The organism is Roseateles sp. GW821-FHT03B02, from assembly GCF_059421025.1.
On sequence record NZ_JBWKUV010000009.1, the window covers coordinates 106193 to 122244 of the forward strand.

General features: G+C 70.9%; 19 protein-coding genes and 3 pseudogenes. 17 read left to right on the forward strand and 5 right to left on the reverse strand.

Going from position 1 to position 16052, the window contains the following annotated elements; all coding sequences use genetic code 11:
* Nucleotides 1–14 precede the first annotated feature (14 nt).
* Nucleotides 15–740, reverse strand: coding sequence for a pirin family protein (locus tag AC07VX_RS21715; RefSeq protein WP_493167124.1), 726 nt, complete (start codon nt 738–740; stop codon nt 15–17).
* Between the two features lie 98 nt (nt 741–838).
* On the opposite strand from AC07VX_RS21715, the gene AC07VX_RS21720 reads away from it, so the two are divergent.
* Together AC07VX_RS21720 and gluQRS are read left to right on the forward strand one after the other, a co-directional pair.
* Nucleotides 839–1807: a LysR family transcriptional regulator gene (locus AC07VX_RS21720; protein ID WP_493167125.1), complete on the forward strand. Its 969-nt coding sequence runs from the start codon at nt 839–841 to the stop codon at nt 1805–1807.
* The gene (gene gluQRS / locus AC07VX_RS21725; RefSeq protein ID WP_493167126.1) at nt 1804–2664 is read left to right on the forward strand and encodes a tRNA glutamyl-Q(34) synthetase GluQRS; all 861 of its coding nucleotides are present in this window, start codon (nt 1804–1806) and stop codon (nt 2662–2664) included. Before AC07VX_RS21720 ends, gluQRS begins: the two co-directional genes overlap by 4 nt.
* A 7-nt stretch (nt 2665–2671) precedes the next feature.
* Here the strand turns inward: gluQRS and AC07VX_RS21730 are convergent, their stop codons facing one another.
* Nucleotides 2672–2944: a TfoX/Sxy family protein gene (locus AC07VX_RS21730; protein WP_493167127.1), complete on the reverse strand. Its 273-nt coding sequence runs from the start codon at nt 2942–2944 to the stop codon at nt 2672–2674.
* 10 nt (nt 2945–2954) lie between these two features.
* Complete coding sequence (locus tag AC07VX_RS21735) at nt 2955–3392, reverse strand: YciI family protein (RefSeq protein WP_493167128.1); 438 nt, start codon at nt 3390–3392, stop codon at nt 2955–2957.
* A gap of 140 nt (nt 3393–3532) precedes the next feature.
* Between AC07VX_RS21735 and AC07VX_RS21740 the strand changes: the two are divergent.
* From AC07VX_RS21740 to AC07VX_RS21810, 15 genes and pseudogenes are all read left to right on the forward strand, one after another.
* Nucleotides 3533–3877, forward strand: a pseudogene (locus tag AC07VX_RS21740) (FKBP-type peptidyl-prolyl cis-trans isomerase); the annotation flags it as partial.
* Between the two features lie 30 nt (nt 3878–3907).
* The gene (locus AC07VX_RS21745; protein WP_493167319.1) at nt 3908–4255 is read left to right on the forward strand and encodes an FKBP-type peptidyl-prolyl cis-trans isomerase; all 348 of its coding nucleotides are present in this window, start codon (nt 3908–3910) and stop codon (nt 4253–4255) included.
* 172 nt (nt 4256–4427) lie between these two features.
* Nucleotides 4428–4847 (forward strand): PilZ domain-containing protein, encoded by a 420-nt coding sequence (locus tag AC07VX_RS21750; protein WP_493167129.1) that lies wholly within the window; start codon nt 4428–4430, stop codon nt 4845–4847.
* 340 nt (nt 4848–5187) lie between these two features.
* Nucleotides 5188–6294: a methyl-accepting chemotaxis protein gene (locus AC07VX_RS21755; protein ID WP_493167130.1), complete on the forward strand. Its 1107-nt coding sequence runs from the start codon at nt 5188–5190 to the stop codon at nt 6292–6294.
* A gap of 9 nt (nt 6295–6303) precedes the next feature.
* Nucleotides 6304–6675, forward strand: a complete 372-nt coding sequence (locus tag AC07VX_RS21760; RefSeq protein ID WP_493167131.1) for a response regulator — start codon at nt 6304–6306, stop codon at nt 6673–6675.
* Nucleotides 6676–6689: 14 nt separating this feature from the next.
* Nucleotides 6690–6998 carry an STAS domain-containing protein gene (locus AC07VX_RS21765; RefSeq protein ID WP_493167132.1) on the forward strand — a complete coding sequence of 103 codons (309 nt, stop codon included), beginning with the start codon at nt 6690–6692 and terminating at the stop codon, nt 6996–6998.
* Nucleotides 6995–9196, forward strand: a complete 2202-nt coding sequence (locus AC07VX_RS21770; RefSeq protein ID WP_493167133.1) for a chemotaxis protein CheA — start codon at nt 6995–6997, stop codon at nt 9194–9196. Before AC07VX_RS21765 ends, AC07VX_RS21770 begins: the two co-directional genes overlap by 4 nt.
* A gap of 46 nt (nt 9197–9242) precedes the next feature.
* Nucleotides 9243–10118, forward strand: a pseudogene (locus tag AC07VX_RS21775) (PAS domain-containing protein); the annotation flags it as partial.
* A gap of 675 nt (nt 10119–10793) precedes the next feature.
* A pseudogene (locus tag AC07VX_RS21780) lies at nt 10794–11408 on the forward strand (methyl-accepting chemotaxis protein); the annotation flags it as partial.
* A 14-nt stretch (nt 11409–11422) separates the two neighbouring features.
* Nucleotides 11423–11935, forward strand: coding sequence for a chemotaxis protein CheW (locus AC07VX_RS21785; RefSeq protein ID WP_493167134.1), 513 nt, complete (start codon nt 11423–11425; stop codon nt 11933–11935).
* Nucleotides 11936–11944: 9 nt separating this feature from the next.
* A complete protein-coding gene (locus tag AC07VX_RS21790) occupies nt 11945–12766 on the forward strand; it encodes a CheR family methyltransferase (protein WP_493167135.1) in 822 nt (273 codons plus the stop codon).
* Nucleotides 12763–13269, forward strand: coding sequence for a chemotaxis protein CheD (locus tag AC07VX_RS21795; RefSeq protein ID WP_493167136.1), 507 nt, complete (start codon nt 12763–12765; stop codon nt 13267–13269). Before AC07VX_RS21790 ends, AC07VX_RS21795 begins: the two co-directional genes overlap by 4 nt.
* On the forward strand, nt 13266–14315 hold the full coding sequence (locus AC07VX_RS21800) for a protein-glutamate methylesterase/protein-glutamine glutaminase (protein WP_493167137.1): 1050 nt from the start codon (nt 13266–13268) through the stop codon (nt 14313–14315). The genes AC07VX_RS21795 and AC07VX_RS21800 overlap by 4 nt, the downstream gene beginning before the upstream one ends.
* 73 nt (nt 14316–14388) lie before the next feature.
* Entirely contained in the window at nt 14389–14556 is a 168-nt protein-coding gene (locus AC07VX_RS21805; RefSeq protein ID WP_493167138.1) for a hypothetical protein, read from the forward strand.
* A 22-nt stretch (nt 14557–14578) separates the two neighbouring features.
* The gene (locus tag AC07VX_RS21810; protein ID WP_493167139.1) at nt 14579–14986 is read left to right on the forward strand and encodes a DUF1801 domain-containing protein; all 408 of its coding nucleotides are present in this window, start codon (nt 14579–14581) and stop codon (nt 14984–14986) included.
* Here AC07VX_RS21810 and map read toward each other — a convergent pair.
* Both map and AC07VX_RS21820 read right to left on the reverse strand, forming a co-directional pair.
* The gene (gene map / locus AC07VX_RS21815) at nt 14968–15759 is read right to left on the reverse strand and encodes a type I methionyl aminopeptidase (protein ID WP_493167140.1); all 792 of its coding nucleotides are present in this window, start codon (nt 15757–15759) and stop codon (nt 14968–14970) included. The two genes, AC07VX_RS21810 and map, sit on opposite strands and share 19 nt — an antisense overlap.
* Nucleotides 15756–16004, reverse strand: coding sequence for a ParD-like family protein (locus tag AC07VX_RS21820; RefSeq protein ID WP_493167141.1), 249 nt, complete (start codon nt 16002–16004; stop codon nt 15756–15758). Before AC07VX_RS21820 ends, map begins: the two co-directional genes overlap by 4 nt.
* Nucleotides 16005–16052 lie beyond the last annotated feature (48 nt).

Here is a 16052-nt window from a genome sequence, read left to right on the forward strand (position 1 = left end):
TGGGGGTGGGGAAATCAGGCGGCCAGGTCGAAGACGAGAACCTCGGCATCGCGGCCGCCGGCCAGGGCGAGGCGCGATGTTTGGCGAACTTGCAAGGCATCACCCGCCGTCAGGTCTTGCCCGTTCACGGTCAGCGCGCCGCGCACGAGGTGCACATAGGCCAGGCGGCCCGGCGCTAGGTCCAGCTCGGCGGCTTCGCTGCCGTCGAACAGGCCGGCATACAGCCGCGCATCGGCATGGATGGTCACCGCGCCATCGGCCCCGTCGTTGGCCGCGACGAGCCGCAACTGGCCGCGCTTGGAGCCGGCGTCGAAATGCTTCTGCTCGTAGCTCGGCGCAATGCCGCGCGCATCCGGCTGGATCCAGATCTGCAGGAAGTGCGTCGTCTGGTCCTTGGCATGGTTGAACTCGCTGTGCAGCACGCCGGTGCCAGCGCTCATGCGCTGCACGTCGCCGGGGCGGATGACGCCGGCGTTGGCCGCGCCCTTCTCGCCGTTGCCCATGCTGTCCTTGTGCGCCAGCTCGCCGGAGAGCACATAGCTGATGATCTCCATGTCGCGGTGGCCGTGCGTGCCGAAGCCGGTGCCCGGGGCGATCTTGTCCTCGTTGATGACGCGCAGCGCCCCGAAACCCATGCGGGCGGGGTCGTAGTAGTCGGCGAACGAGAAGCTGTGGAAGGACTTCAGCCAGCCGTGATCGGCATAGCCGCGGTCGCAGGACTTGATCAGTTGCGTTTGCATGCTGGGCTCCTTTTGGGGTCGATGCAGCCAATGTAGGAGCCACCCCGGCGATGACCACCCAGTCCGCCTTGAGGACATCATTCAAATAGACTGAACTGATGCCCGCCCCCCACGACAAACGCCGCGCCCTGACGCCCGAGGCCCTGTCCATGATGGACACCATCGCCCGCACCGGCAGCTTCGCCGCCGCAGCGCGCGAGATGGGCCGTGTGCCCTCGGCGCTGACCTACTCCGTGCGCCAGCTCGAAGACGCGCTGGACGTACTGCTCTTCGACCGCAGCTCCCGCCAGGCCGTGCTGACTTCGGCCGGCCAGGAGCTGCTGCACGAAGGCCGGCGCCTGCTGCAGGAGCTGGACGCCATCGCCAACCGCGTGCGCCGCATCGCCACCGGCTGGGAGAGCGAGCTGACGCTGGCCGTCGACGACGCCGTCGCCCGCCGCGCCCTGTTCGACCTGATGGCGGCCTTCTACGCCGAGCGCGTCGAAGGCGGCGGCCCGCCGCCGACCCGGCTCAAGCTCAAGGTGGAGGTGCTGGCCGGCACCTGGGAGGCGCTGCTGCACGGCCAGGCCGACATCGCCATCGGCGTGCCGGCCCAGCTGCAAAGCAGCAACATCCACTGCGAGCTTGGCGGCGAGCTGGAGTTCGCCTTCTGCGTCGCCCCCCACCACCCGCTGGCCGAGCTGCCCGAGCCGCTGACGGCCGCACAGATCGCCGAGCACCGCATCGTCGCCGTGGCCGACAGCGCCCGGCTGCTCGCGCCGCTGACGGTGGGCCTGCTGCCGGGCCAGGATGTGCTGACCGTCCCGTCGCTCGCCACCAAGCTGGAGGTCATGATGCGCGGCCTCGGCTGCGGCTCCCTGCCCGAGCCCATGGTGAGGCGCCACATCGAGGCCGGCCGCCTCGTGCGCAAGGCCACCTACGAAGGCCGTCGCGCCAGCAAGATGCACTACGCCTGGCGCGACACCGGCCAGGCCACCGGCAAGGCCCTGGCCTGGTGGCTGGACAAGTTGCGTGGAGAGACCACGCGCAAGGCGCTGCTGGAACAGCACGAGGGCCTTCTCCTTTGACGCGCTACCGCGGTCGATTCGCCCCCTCGCCCACCGGCCCGCTGCACGCCGGCTCACTGGTGGCGGCCCTGGCCAGCTGGCTGGACGCTCGCGCCCGGGGCGGCCGCTGGCTGATGCGCATCGAGGACGTCGACGGCCCGCGCTGCCCGCCGGGCATGGACGAGGTCATCCTCGGCCAGCTCGCAGCGCTGGGCCTGGCGCCGGACGAGCCGCCGGTCTGGCAGTCACGCCGCTGCGCTCTCTACCAGGCAGCACTTGACCGGCTCGTCGCCTCGGGTCACGCCTATGGCTGCGCCTGCACCCGCGCCGAGATCGCGGCGGCCGCCGGCCCCCGACCCAAGCACGGCGAGCTGGTCTACCCCGGCACCTGCCGCCAGGGCACGCAGGGCCGGCCGGTGCGGGCCTGGCGCTTTCGGGTGCAGGGCCGGGTGGACTGGCAGGACCGGCGCCTGGGCGCCCAGTCGCAGGATCTCGAAACCGAGGTCGGCGACTTCGTACTCAGGCGCGCCGACGGCCTGTGGGCCTACCAGCTCGCCGTCGTCGTCGACGATGCCGAAGCGGGCATCACCGACGTCGTCCGCGGCGAGGACCTGGCCGACAACACGCCGCGCCAGATCGCGCTGCAGCGGGCGCTCGCCCTGCCCACGCCGCGCTATCTGCACACGCCGCTGGTGCTGGCGGCGGACGGGCACAAGCTGTCTAAGCAGAACGGTGCCGCGGCGCTGGACCTGGGCGATCCCGTGGCGCGGTTGTGCGAGGCGGCGGCGCGCCTGGGCCTGGCCGCCCAGGGCGCCTCCACCGTCGCCGACACGCTGGCCGCCCTGGTGCCCCGCTGGGCGGCGATGCTCCCTGGCTGAGCGAGGCTCAGCCCTGGCGCTCGTGGTCGTCCAGCGCCAGCAGCAGACGTGTGCGATGCTCCCGCGCCACGAGCTGCCAGGCCAGGCCCAGCAACGCGCCCTCCAAGGCCCACAGCAGGTTCAGGCTGGCGTTCGCGCCACTGCGCTTCACGCGGCTGAAGGCCGCCACCGCCCCCAGCGCCCGCAGCTCGTCAAGCGTCGTCACGCCCGCGGCAGCCAGCATCTGCTGCGACTTCGGCCCCAGGTTCAGCTGCGACTGCAGTTCAGCGGCGGCCGGCACGGCACAGGGCTCACTTCCTGGCCTGCCAGACCGACGCGCTCCAGCTCGGCGCCGCGGCCTGGATGACGCGGAGCACCTCGGGCGGCAGGTCGCCGGCACCGGTGAGCTGGCGCACCTCCAACACATCGTCCGAGCCCAGGCCCGACGGCGCACGCAAGGCCCAGGCGATGGCCTCCTCCAGAGAATCCACTTCGAGGATGTAGAAGCCGCCGACCAGCTCCTTGGACTCGGCGAACGGGCCGTCCACGACGAAGCGCCTGCCCTGCGAGACCGCGATGCGGGCACCGCGGGCCGCCGGGTTCAGGCCCTCGGACGCCACCAGCACGCCGGCCTTGTGCATCTCCTCGTTGAACTTCATGTAGGCGGTCAACAGCGCCTCGTCCGGGCCGCCGCCTGGCTGCCGCCCGTTGCCGTCCGGGTCCGCCTGCGCCGTGATGATGAATCGCATCGTCTTTCTCCTTGGGTTGAATGGTGCCTCAAGGACAACGACGAGCCACCAGCCACCGGATCGACAGCCACCCCCGGCGGCAGGGTCATGGGAGGCAACAGCGACAATCGCCCGCTTTCCCAAACCCCGAAGGATTCCCCATGAACACCACGCCCAGCGGCCTGCAGTTTGAAGACACCGTCGAAGGCGACGGCAAGCAGGCGGCGGCCGGCCATGACGTGACGGTGCACTACACCGGCTGGCTCTGGGTCGACGGCGCCAAGACGACCAAGTTCGACTCCAGCCTCGACCGCCGCGAGCCCTTCGAGTTCGAACTGGCCGCCGGCATGGTCATCCGCGGCTGGGACGAGGGCGTGCAAGGCATGAAGATCGGCGGCAAGCGCACGCTGATCATCCCGGCCCAGTTGGGCTATGGCGCGCGGGGCGCCGGCGGCGTCATCCCGCCGAACGCGACGCTGTGCTTCGAGGTCGAGCTGCTGGGCCTGGCCGGCGGCCCCGAGCCCGTGGAGCTGAACCTGCACACCACCTCCAGCGGCCTGCAGTACGAAGACCGCGTCGTGGGCGACGGCGCCGAGGCCGCCCAGGGCCAGCGCGTGTCGGTGCACTACACCGGCTGGCTCTACAAGGACGGCCTGCGCGGCAAGAAGTTCGATTCCAGCAAGGACCGCGGTCAGCCTTTCAAGTTCCGCCTCGGCGGCGGCGAGGTCATTGCCGGCTGGGACGAGGGCGTGAAGGGCATGAAGGTGGGCGGCACGCGCATGCTGGTGCTGCCGCCCGAGCTGGGCTATGGCGCCCACGGCGCCGGCGGCGTCATTCCGCCCAACGCGACGCTGCTGTTCGAAGTGGACCTGCTGGCGGTCTGACGAAGCCCGGCCCGAAAAACGCCCGGCGCCCGCACAGGCGGCCACCGGGCAGCGTGCACCGGTCCGCGCCGCCGGCCGCCCCGGCCCGCCCCTTCACCACGGTGTCACGGGCGACTGGTCTTCTGCGTGGCGTTCGTATCATCCGCACGCCAATTGCAAGGAGTCCACCGCCATGTCCGGGTCCGACCAACGCCGCTTCCCCCGTGTCGAGTTCTTCCTCGTGCCCGACGAACACGAGCAGTTGCCGGTCTGGGTCATCAAGCCCGAAGGCCTGGCCGATGCGCGTGGCGGTGTGGTGGTCAACCTCAGTGAAGCCGGCCTGCAGGTGCTGGCCTCGGCCGAGCCGCCGCTGGATGCGCGGCACTACGAATTGCGCCTGCTGCTCGGCGAAGACGAGGGCGTGCCCCTGTTCAGCGCCGACGTGCGCCGCGTCTGGAGCCGGCCGCTGAGCCGCAGCGTCCAGCTCTGCGGCTTCGAGTTCGGCACGGCCAACTCCCAGGCCGAGGAATTCCTGCTCGCACAGACGGCCCAGATCACCGCGCGCAAGTGGGTGCGCTGCGTGCTCGTCGAGCGCATGACCGCGCTGGCCTGACGCCGCCCGGCGGCGTCCGCATCGGGGCCGCCCCCTCCCTCTCCCCATCTTCAACCGGCGCTGCCGGCCGCTGCGCCGCCTGCCGGGAGGCTCGCGCCATCGCCGGCCGGCGCCGAGGGCCCGGCCGCGCCAAATAGTTCCGGAAAAAAAGAATAGGCGCTGCCGCCTCGCCGGCGCCATGGCTTCCTTGCATCAAATTTGGCAAAATTGATATCAACAGATTCAATTTGCCAATTCTCCTGGCCTACAAGGCCGGGTTGCGCGAAGTTTTTCGCCTGCAAGACAGTCACAAATGATCAAAACAGCATTTTTGCCATTCGATGCACCGGGCTTGCAAGGAGTGGCGCTCCGCCGCTGGCTGCCGGCAGGCGTCGTGTGTGCCTGGCTGGCGGCCGGTGCGGCGCTGGCCGTCGGCGGCATGAGCATGGCCTGGCTGCTGTGGGGCCTGGCCGCCGGGCTGGCCGGCCTCGGCTGGCACCGCACGGTCGGCCACGACGACGGCGCCAGCCGCGCCGCCGGACTCCACGCCGAGCTGGCAGCCCGTGTCGACGAGGCCGCACAGACCTGGACGATCCATCTGGCTACGGCCCAGACTCAGCTGCGCGACGCCATCGAGCAGATGCTGGGCGCGTTCGGCGACATCCTGCAGCAGCTGGACGGGCTGATCGGCCCTGGCGGCGGCGCGGCCGCAGGCGACGCCCGTCTGGCCGTGCTGGCCCACTGCGACGGGCAGCTGCGCGGGCTGCTGCGCAGCTTCGACGGCTTCGTGCAGTCCCGCAACGAGGTGCTGGGCACCGTGCGCACGCTGGACGAGGCCTCGGGCCGCCTGCACACCATGGCCGAAGACGTGTCCAGCCTCGCGCGCCAGACCAGCCTGCTGTCGCTCAATGCCGCCATCGAGGCCGCGCGGGCGGGCCCGGCAGGCCGCGGCTTCGCGGTCGTAGCGGCCGAGGTGAGGCGGCTGTCGGCCGAGTCCGGCGAGACCGGCCACCGCATCGGTGCCCAGGTGGGGGATTTCAACCAGCGCATGCAGCAGGCGCTGCAGCAGGCCACCCGCACCGCGGCCGAGGACACCGCGGCCATCCAGCAGGCGGAACAGACCGTGGGCGAGGTCGTCGAGCAGGTCAACGCCACGGTGGCCCAGCTGCAGCAGCGCAGTGCCGAGCAGAGCGCCCAGGGCGAGCTCGTCAAGGCCCAGGTGGAGCAGCTGCTGATGGCCTTCCAGTTCCAGGACCGCGTGCACCAGATCCTGGATCAGCTGCGCGGCTCCATGGCCCAGGCCACCGCCACGCTGCAGGACGCCACCGCCAGCGGCCGGGCCCCGGATGCCGCCGGCTGGCGCGCGCAGCTGGCGGCCGGCTGCACGACGGCCGAGCAGCGTGCCGTGGCCCGCGGCCAGCCCGTGCATGCCACCCCGGCCCGAAACATCGCGACCACTTTCTTCTGAGGAGGCCAGATGGCCAAGACCATTCTCATCGTCGACGACTCCAGCTCGCTGCGCACCGTCGTGCGCCTGGCCCTGGCGCGCGCCGGCTACGACGTGCTGGAGGCCACCGACGGCCTGGGCGGGCTGGAGGCGCTGAGCAAGGCGCCCAAGGTCCATCTCATCGTCTGCGACGTGAACATGCCCAACATGGACGGCATCAGCTTCGTCACGCAGATCAAGCAGCACCCGCGGCACCGCTTCATCCCCGTCATCATGCTGACCACCGAGGGCGAGGAGGACGCCAAGAACCGCGGCCGCCAGGCCGGCGCGAAGGCCTGGATGGTCAAGCCCTTCAACCCGCCGCAGCTGCTGGACGCCGTCTCCAAGCTGGTGCTGGCTTGAACGGGAGCCAGGCCATGCAAGCCCTGCTGCTCCCTCCCGAACTGAGCATCTACACCGCCGCCGAGCTGCACCCGCTGTGGCTGGCCTGGGCAGGCCACGACGACGGCACGGGGCCCGAGGCGCTGGCCGACGGCACGGCCGTCGACCAGGTCGACGGCGCCGGCGTGCAATTGCTGGTGGCCCTGCAGCACTGCCTGGCCGCCCGCGGCCGCACGCTGCGGCTGCGCGCGCCCAGCCGGCCGCTGCGCGAGGCCTGCACCGCCCTCGGCCTGGACGGCTGGCTGGCCGGGCTGCAAGCCCCAGTCACTGGGGCGGCGACATGACGCAGGACGCCGATTTCATCGCCGAGGCCCTGCCCGCCTTCCTCAGCGAGGCCCAGGAGCAGATCGAGAGCCTGGAAGCGCTGCTGCTGCAGCTGGAGGACTGCCCGGACGACACGGCGCTGCTCAACGCGCTGTTCCGCTGCGCCCACACCGTCAAGGGTTCCGCCGGGCTGTTCGGCCTGGATGCCATCGTGGGCTTCACCCACCATGTCGAGACGCTGTTGCAGCGGCTGCGCGAGGGTCAGGTGGCCCTGACGCCCGCATTGAGCACGCTCCTGCTGCGCTGCAACGACCAGATCCGCACTCTCGTCGGCGAGGCCGGCGGCCAGCCCGCCGACGCTGCCGCGGCCGGCTTGCGCGGCGGCCTGGTGGCCGAGCTGCAGGCCGCGGCCGGCGTCACGCCCGCCGCGGTCGAGGGCAGCTCGCCGGCCGACGCGGCAGGCGCGCCGGCCTCCACGCTGCGCCCCTGGCATGTGTCGGTGGCCTTCGGCCGCGACGTCTTCCGCAACGGCATGGACCCGCTGGCCGTGCTGAACTACGTGCGCGGCCTGGGCGCGGTGCCCCACATCGTGTGCGACGTCGGCGGCATCCCGCCGCTGGACGCGCTGGACCCGGAAAGCTGCCACCTTGGCTTCATCTTCGGCCTCGCCACCGAAGCCAGCCGGGAGCAGATCGAGGACGCCTTCAGCTTCGTGCGCGAGGACTGCCAGCTCCACGTGCTCAACCCCGGCGCCACGCCGGCCCAGTTCGCCGACCTGATCGCCGCAATGCCGGGCAACCCGCGCCTTGGCGAGATCCTCGTCGCCGCCGGGGCCATCAGCCCGGCGCAGCTGCAACAGGGCCTGCGCAGCCAGCAAGCGGCCGCCGAGCAGGGCGACGCAGCCCTGCTGGGCGAGCTGCTGACCGAGCAGACGGGGCTGGCGCCGCAGGTGGTGGACGCCGCGCTGCGCAAGCAGCGCGAGCAGCGCCGCGGCGACGCCGCCACCGCCGGTGAAGACCAGCGCTTCATCCGCGTGCAGGCCAACCGGCTGGACGCGGTGATCAACCTGCTGGGCGAGCTCGTCATCGCCGGCGCGGGCGCTGCGCTGCTGGCCCAGCAGACCCGGCAGCGCCCGCTGCGCCAGGCCAACGACGAGATCTGCCGCCTCGTCGAGGAGATCCGCAACGGCACGCTGCAGCTGCGCATGGTGCCCATCGGCGAAACCTTTGCGCGCTTTCGCCGCGTCGTGCGCGACACCGCGGCCGAGCTGGGCAAGGCCGTGCAACTGGAGATCGTCGGCGGCGAGGCAGAGCTGGACAAGAGCGTCGTCGAGCGCATCGCCGACCCGCTGATGCACCTGGTTCGCAACGCGCTGGATCACGGCCTGGAGACGGCCGGGCAGCGCGAGGCCGCCGGCAAGCCCGGCCAGGGGCGGCTGACGCTGTCGGCCCGCCACGAGGCCGGCAGCATCGTCATCTGCATCAGCGACGACGGCCGCGGCATCCAGCGCCGCAAGGTGCTGGAGCGGGCCTGGGAGCGCGGCCTGGTGGAGCCCGGCGTCGTGCCGGACGACGCGGCCATCCTGCGCCTGATCTTCGAACCCGGCTTCTCCACCGCAGAGAAGGTCACCAACCTCAGCGGCCGCGGCGTCGGCATGGACGTCGTGCGCAGCAACATCGAGGCGCTGCGCGGCAGCGTGCTGCTGACCAGCATCGAAGGCGAGGGCTCGACCATCGAGATCCGCCTGCCGCTGACGCTGGCCATCATCGACGGCTTCCTCGTCGCCGTGGGCGCCTCGCGCTTCATCTTCCCGCTGGACGCGGTCGTCGAGGTCATCGAAGGCCGCGACAGCGAGGCCGCGCTGGACGCCCGCGGCCGCGGCGTGGTGGAGCTGCGCGGCCAGGTGCTGCCGGTCGTCAGCCTGCGCACCCTCTACGCCATCGAAGGCCCGTGCGCCGCGCGCGGCAGCATCGTGGTACTGAAGTCCGGCCACACCCGCTTCGGCGTGCTGGTCGATGCGCTGATGGGCCAGCACCAGACCGTCATCAAGCCCCTGGGCCGGCTGTTCCGCAGCCTGCGCGGCATGGCCGGCTCCTCCATCCTCGGCAACGGCGAGGTGGCGTTGATCTTCGACGTGCACGCCCTCGGCCAGCTGGCCGCCGAACCCGCCGTGCCGCAGCGCGCCGCGCTGCCGCTCGCCGAACGCCTCATCGCCTGAACACCCTCTTGCCTCCCGCGCCCCGACAGAAAAAAAGGATTTCGCCATGACCACGATCACCCCCTCCTGGATCGCCCGCCTGCTGGCCGGCAACGCCCTGCGCGCCGCGCACGCCGAAACCCGACAGGCCCTGGCCGCCCAGCAGGCCGCCGAGACCGCCCGTGCGGAGGCCGAGTCGCGGCTCAAGCAGGCCGAGTCCGAGCTCAAGGTGCGCACCGACATCATGAACGTCACCAGCATCGTCTCGGAGGCGGACAAGAAGGGCGACATCCTGAGCATCAACGAGAAGTTCCTGCAGGTCTCCAAGTACGGCCGCAGCGAGCTGATCGGCCACGGCCACAACACCACGCGCCACCCCGACATGCCCAAGGAGGTGTTCAAGCAGATGTGGGCCACCATCGGCCGCGGCGAGATCTTCCGCGGCGTCGTGAAGAACCGCGCCAAGGACGGCACGCCGTACTACGTGGACGCCGTCATCGCCCCCATCCTGGGCGACAACGGCAAGCCGATGAAATACCTCGGCGTGCGCTACGACATCACCGAGCAGGAGATCGAGCGCCAGAACGCCCGCGGCATCCTGGCGGCCATCGATGCGAGCTACGCCTACATCGAGTTCGACCTCACCGGCCAGGTGCTGCAGGCCAGCCAGAATTTCCTGACAACCATGGGCTACACGCTGGACGAGGTACGCGGCCAGCACCACCGCATGTTCTGCGCCCCCGCGCTGGCCGCCAGCCCCGCCTACGCCCAGTTCTGGCGCGACCTCAACGCCGGCCAAGCCCAGAACGACATCTATCCCCGCGTCACCAAGGCCGGCACGCAGGTCTGGATCCAGGCGGCCTACGCGCCCGTGAAGGACGAGATGGGCCGCGTGATCAAGGTCGTCAAGATCGCCACCGACGTGACCGCCCGCATCACTGCGTCGCAGATGCTGGAGCAAGCCGTCGAGCAGGCCCGCGAGGTGGCCACCGCCGCGCGCGGCGGCGACCTCTCGCAGCGCATCCCGATGGCGGGCAAGTCCGGCCCCATCGCCGCGCTGTGCGAGGGCGTCAACGCGCTGATGGAGACGACCTCCGTCATCTTCGACGACGTCGGCCGCGTCTTCGGCGCACTGGCCGCCGGCGACCTGTCGCAGCGCATCACGCGCGACTACGAGGGCGTGTTCGGCCAGGTTCGCAACGACGCCAACGCCACCAGCGAGAAGGTCGCGGCCATCATTGCCGACGTGGGCCGCGTCTTCAGCGCCATGGCCGCGGGCGACCTGACGCAGCGCATCAGCCGCGAGGCCGAGGGCGTGTTCCAGCAGGTCAAGGACGATGCCAACAGCAGCTGCGAGAAGCTGGCCGCCATCATCGAGGAGGTGCGCGCCGCGGCCGACTCGCTCACCGGCGCGGCCAACCAGGTCAGCGCCACGGCGCAGAGCCTGTCCCAGGGCGCCAGCGAGCAGGCCTCGTCCGTGGAGCAGACGACGTCGTCCATCGACCTGATCTCGGCCAGCATCAGCCAGAACAGCGACAACGCCCGCATCACCGACGGCATGGCCACCAAGGCCAGCCGCGAAGCCGCCGACGGCGGAACGGCCGTGACGCAGACGGTGTCGGCCATGAAGCAGATCGCGCAGAAGATCAGCATCGTCGACGACATCGCCTACCAGACCAACCTGCTGGCACTGAACGCCGCCATCGAGGCCGCCCGCGCCGGCGAGCACGGCAAGGGCTTCGCCGTCGTGGCCGCCGAGGTGCGCAAGCTGGCCGAGCGCAGCCAGGAGGCGGCCAAGGAGATCGGCGACCTCGCCGGCAACAGCGTCAGCACTGCCGAGCGTGCCGGCAAGCTGCTCGACGAAATCGTGCCCAGCATCCAGAAGACCAGCGAGCTGGTGCAGGAGATCGCCGCGGCCTCGCAAGAGCAGAGCCAGTCGGTCACGCAGATCGGCGGCGCCATGGGCCAGCTCAGCAAGGCCACGCAGCAGAACGCCAGTGCTTCAGAGGAACTGGCCGCCACGTCGGAAGAGCTCTCCGGCCAGGCCGAGCAGCTGCAGCAGGCCGTGGCCTTCTTCAACACCCAGGGCGAGTCCGGCCGCAGCCAGGTCGAGCCGGCGCCCTTCGTCGAACGCCGCGCGCCGAACTCGCCCATGCGCGGCCAAGGCGCCGCGCGCACCAGCCAGCCGCGCCCGCAGGCCACCGGCACGCACGGCAACTTCCGCCCCTTCTGAGCCCGGAGACCGGCATGAGCACATCCCCTGCCCAGGCAGCCGGCGCAGCGGCCCGCCAGTTCCTCAGCTTCTCGCTGGATGGCGAGCTGTTCGCGATGGACATCCGCACCGTGCGCGAGATCATCCAGCACGGCACGATGACACCGGTGCCGCTGATGCCCGACTTCGTGCGCGGCGTCATCAACCTGCGCGGCGCGGTCGTGCCCGTCATCGACCTGCAGGCCCGCTTCGGCCGCGGGCCGGCCAGCGTTGGCAAGAAGACCTGCATCGTCATCTTCGACGCGCTGCGCGATGGCGAGCGTGCCGAGCTGGGCCTGATGGTGGATGCGGTCAGCGAGGTGATCTCGCTGGACCCGTCGCAGATCGAGCCGCCGCCGCAGTTCGGCGGCGCCACGCGGCGCGACTTCATCGCCGGCATGGGCAAGCGCGGCGAGCGCTTCGTCGTGCTGCTGGAGCCGGACCGCGCCTTCGACATCGGCGAGATGGCAGCCCTTTGCGAGGCCAGCCATCCAGCCCTGGCCGCCTGAGAGCCGGGCATGAGCACGCCCCAGCTGAGCAGCCGCGGCTTCGACCGCATCGCCTGGCTCATGCACGCCTCGGTCGGGCTGTCGTTCGCGCAGAGCAAGATGCCGCTCGTCAGCTCGCGGCTGGCACGCCGCGTCCAGCACCTGGGCCTGGCCAGCTTCGAGGACTACGCCGACCTGATCGAGGACGCTGACGACGGCGGCGAGTTCCAGATGGCCGTGGATCTGCTGACGACCAACGAGACCTATTTCTTCCGCGAGCCCGCCCACTTCGCGCTGCTGCAGGCCGAGCTGCAGCGCAGCCGCCCGCAGCGCCTGGCCGTGTGGAGCGCTGCCTCGTCCTTCGGCGACGAGGCCTACAGCACGGCCATGTTGCTGGCCGACCTGGAGCTGCAGGGCTGCATCGGCAGCGACTGGTCCATCCTGGGCACCGACATCAGCGAGCGCGTGCTGCAAAGCGCGGTGCAAGCCATCTACCCCGCCGAGCGGCTGCGCGAGGTGCCCACGCGGCAGCTCAAGCGCTACTGCCTGCGCGGCGAGGACGAGAGCGCTGGCCTCGTGCAGATGCGCGAATCGCTGCGCCGGCAGGTGCGCTTCGGCCAGCTCAACCTGTGCGCGCCCATCGAAGACATCGGCACCTTCGACGTCGTCTTCCTGCGCAACGTGCTGATCTATTTCGACGCTCCCACCAAGAGCGCGGTCGTGGACCGCGTGCTCGCCCGGCTGCGCCCGGGCGGCCTCTTCTTTCTCGGCACCGCAGAAGGCCGCGTGCCCTGCAGCACGCCGCTGACCGTGCTGGCGCCCGGCGCCTATCGCAAGACCCCTGACCGATGAAACCCCGCATCCTGACCCTGCACCCCGGCGACGTCGCCTGCGTGGAGCGCGGCGATCGCCTGGAGACCCTGCTGGGCTCCTGCGTCGCCATCCTGCTAACTGACCCCCGCCGCACCGTGGGCGCGATGTGCCACGTCGTGCATGCCGGCGCGCCCAGGGGCGCCCCCACGCGCGAGACGGCCTATGGCGACGCCGCGCTGACCAGCATGCACAGGCTGCTGCGCGGCCGCGGCATCGACCCGCAGCAATGCCTGGCCTGGGTCTATGGCGGCGGCAACATGTTCCCCGGCCAGGCCGGCACGTCGGCGGAGCAGGGGCACGTCGGTGCGGCCAATTTCGAATGGGCGCTGGAGGCCTTGCACCTGACCGGCACCCGCGTGCTGGGCGTTGCGCTGGGCGGCTACGCCTACCGCAAGCTGCGCTGGACCGTCGGCCCCCAGGCGCCCGAGGTCGAGACGGTTCCCATGGCCCGCCCGCCGCTGCCGCTGCCGAGCCTTGCATGACCCGCGTCTTCGTCATCGACGACTCCGCCGTCGTGCGCCAGACCATGACGGCCTTGCTGCAGGGCGACCCCGAGATCGAGGCCGCGGGCAGCGCCCCCAACCCCCTCATCGCCGCGCCGCTGATCCGCAAGCAGCGCCCCGACGTGCTGCTGCTGGACATCGAGATGCCCGGCATGGACGGCCTGACCTTCCTGCGCCAGCAGATGGCCGAGGCGCCCATCCCCACCGTCATCTGCTCGTCCCTGAGCACGGAGGGCAGCCGCATCGCGCTGGATGCGCTGGCCGCCGGCGCGGTGGCGGTCGTGGCCAAGCCGCGGCTGGGCCTGCGCCAGTTTCTCGAAGACTCGCGCCGCGAACTCATCGCCACGCTCAAGGCCGCCGCGCGCTCGCGGCCCCGCCTGCCGCGCGTGCCGGCGGCGGTGGCAGCCGGCCCGGTCCACCGGAGCACCGTGGCAGGCCTGCATGCGCTGTCGGTCAACAAGCCCGTCGTCATCGGCAGCTCCACCGGCGGCACCCAGGCCATCGAGCAGATCCTGAGGGCCCTGCCGGCCGACGCGCCGGGCATCGCCATCGTGCAGCACATGCCCGAGCGCTTCACGGCCATGTACGCCCAGCGCCTGGACGGCCTGTGCGCCATGCGCGTAAAGGAGGCCCGCGACGGCGACCGGCTGGAGCGCGGCGTCGTCCTCATCGCGCCGGGCGGCAGGCACATGAAGCTGCGCAAGAGCGGCGGCCAGTACTTCGCCGTCGTGCTGGACGGCCCGCCGGTCAACCGCCACAAGCCCTCGGTGGACGTGCTCTTCCGCAGCCTGGCGGAGCACACCGGCGGCGACGCGCTGGCCATCATGCTGACCGGCATGGGCGACGACGGCGCCCGCGGCATGAAGCAGCTGCACGACCTGGGCGTGCGCACGCTGGCCCAGGACGAGGCCAGCTGCGTCGTCTTCGGCATGCCCATGGAGGCCATCAAGCTCGGCGCCGTGGACGAGGTGCTGCCGCTGGACGGCATCCCCGCGGCACTGACGCGCTTCGACGCACGAGGCTGAGGCGGGCGCACCCCGCTGGCGCAGCCTGGCGAACTGGGCTACGGTAGTGCCGCCCTGCCAACCACGCCCGGCCATGCTCGAAGCCGATCCACTGCAGCGCCAACGGACCCTGTCGCAATGGCAGGCCGGCCTGCCGAGGCCCCTGCGGGGCTGCGGGCACGCCTTGCTCGGCCGCGCGGCGGACATGCGCAGCCATGCCCTGGCCGGCCACCGCATCGCGCACGCGAGGACCGAGGGATGACGGGCCCGTCATGCGCGCGTTGATGAGGTTTCCCACCGCGACGAGCCGGGATGGGGCCGTCGACGCCTGGCTGGCGAACCACGGCGGCGACCTCGGCGACATCGCGGGCCGCTGGTTTGCCGCGCTGCGCCGCTGCGGCGCCGACGTGACCGAGCTGCTGCACGACGGCATGCCCACCGCCTGCGTGGGCGATGCGGCCTTCGCCTACGTCAATGCCTTCAAGGCCCACGTCAACGTCGGCTTCTTCTGCGGCGCCGAGCTGCCGGACCCCGCCGGACTGCTGGAGGGCCGCGGCAGGTTCATGCGCCACGTCAAGCTCAGGCCCGGCGCTGCGGTGAATGCCGCCGCCCTGCAGGCGCTGATCGACGCGGCCTATGCCGACGTGAAGGTCCGCCTGCGGGCGCAGGCGGATCAGTCGATCGCCGGATAATCGCCCAGCCCGTCCGGCCAGGGCGTCAGGATCTCGAAGCCATCGGCCGTCACTGTCACCATGTGCTCCCATTGGGCGGACAGCGAGTGGTCGCGCGTGACGACGGTCCAGCCGTCGTTCAGCTCGCGGATACCGGCGCCACCGGCGTTGATCATGGGCTCGATCGTGAAGATCATGCCCTCCTGCAGCTTCAGGCCTTCGCCGGGGCGGCCGAAGTGGTTCACGTGCGGGTCATCGTGGTAAATGTCGCCGATGCCGTGGCCGCCGTACTCGCGCACGACGCTGAAGCCGGCCGCGTGCGCGACCTGCTGGATGGCGAAGCCCACATCGCCCAGCGTCGCCCCCGGGCGCACCTGGCGGATGCCGGCACGCAGGGCCTCATAGGTCGTCATCACCAGCCGGCGCGCCAGCACATTGGCCTCGCCGACGATGAACATGCGGCTGCTGTCGCCGAACCAGCCGTCCTTGGTCAGCGTGACGTCCACGTTGACGATGTCGCCCTTCTTCAGCTTCTTGTCCTTGGACGGGATGCCGTGGCAGACGACATGGTTGGGCGAGATGCAGGCCGTCTTGGGGTAGCCGTGATAGCCCACGTTGGACGGGATGCACTTCAGTGTGCCCACGATGTAGTCGTGGCAAAGGTCGTCCAGTTCCCCGGTCGTCACGCCGGGCACGACGTGCGGCTTGAGCATGGCCAGCACCTCGGCGATCAGGTGGCCGGCCTCGCGAGCCTTGGCCACCTCGTCGGGCGTGCGCAGTTTCAGGCTCTTCATGCCCGGGCTCCCTTGGCCTTGGCCGGTTGAGCCCAGCCCGCCAGCCGGGCCAGGTCCAGCCCGCCCTCCTGCTCGGCGCGGATCAGCAGCTGGCAGATCTCGCTGTGGCTCAGCTGCGGATGCAGCTCGGCCAGCATGCCGATGCGCATCCAGTGCTCGGCCTGGGCATTGATGGAGCGCGACAGGGCCTGGCTGGCAACGCGCAGGCTCTCGTGCAACGGATCGGAGATTTTGACGATTCCCATGCCACGACTATATACGATTCATATACGAAACGTATAAGAACTTTTTAC

Bases quoted from the DNA above. Each gene is read 5' to 3' on its own strand.
- AC07VX_RS21820 (WP_493167141.1), bottom strand. From the start codon at position 16,004: ATGGGAATCGTCAAAATCTCCGATCCGTTGCACGAGAGCCTGCGCGTT.
- AC07VX_RS21785 (WP_493167134.1), top strand. From the start codon at position 11,423: ATGAGCACATCCCCTGCCCAGGCAGCCGGCGCAGCGGCCCGCCAGTTC.
- AC07VX_RS21805 (WP_493167138.1), top strand. From the start codon at position 14,389: ATGCTCGAAGCCGATCCACTGCAGCGCCAACGGACCCTGTCGCAATGG.
- AC07VX_RS21795 (WP_493167136.1), top strand. From the start codon at position 12,763: ATGAAACCCCGCATCCTGACCCTGCACCCCGGCGACGTCGCCTGCGTG.
- AC07VX_RS21720 (WP_493167125.1), top strand. From the start codon at position 839: ATGCCCGCCCCCCACGACAAACGCCGCGCCCTGACGCCCGAGGCCCTG.
- map (WP_493167140.1), bottom strand. From the start codon at position 15,759: ATGAAGAGCCTGAAACTGCGCACGCCCGACGAGGTGGCCAAGGCTCGC.
- AC07VX_RS21735 (WP_493167128.1), bottom strand. From the start codon at position 3,392: ATGCGATTCATCATCACGGCGCAGGCGGACCCGGACGGCAACGGGCGG.
- AC07VX_RS21750 (WP_493167129.1), top strand. From the start codon at position 4,428: ATGTCCGGGTCCGACCAACGCCGCTTCCCCCGTGTCGAGTTCTTCCTC.
- AC07VX_RS21810 (WP_493167139.1), top strand. From the start codon at position 14,579: ATGAGGTTTCCCACCGCGACGAGCCGGGATGGGGCCGTCGACGCCTGG.
- AC07VX_RS21760 (WP_493167131.1), top strand. From the start codon at position 6,304: ATGGCCAAGACCATTCTCATCGTCGACGACTCCAGCTCGCTGCGCACC.
- AC07VX_RS21800 (WP_493167137.1), top strand. From the start codon at position 13,266: ATGACCCGCGTCTTCGTCATCGACGACTCCGCCGTCGTGCGCCAGACC.
- AC07VX_RS21770 (WP_493167133.1), top strand. From the start codon at position 6,995: ATGACGCAGGACGCCGATTTCATCGCCGAGGCCCTGCCCGCCTTCCTC.
- AC07VX_RS21765 (WP_493167132.1), top strand. From the start codon at position 6,690: ATGCAAGCCCTGCTGCTCCCTCCCGAACTGAGCATCTACACCGCCGCC.
- AC07VX_RS21715 (WP_493167124.1), bottom strand. From the start codon at position 740: ATGCAAACGCAACTGATCAAGTCCTGCGACCGCGGCTATGCCGATCAC.
- AC07VX_RS21790 (WP_493167135.1), top strand. From the start codon at position 11,945: ATGAGCACGCCCCAGCTGAGCAGCCGCGGCTTCGACCGCATCGCCTGG.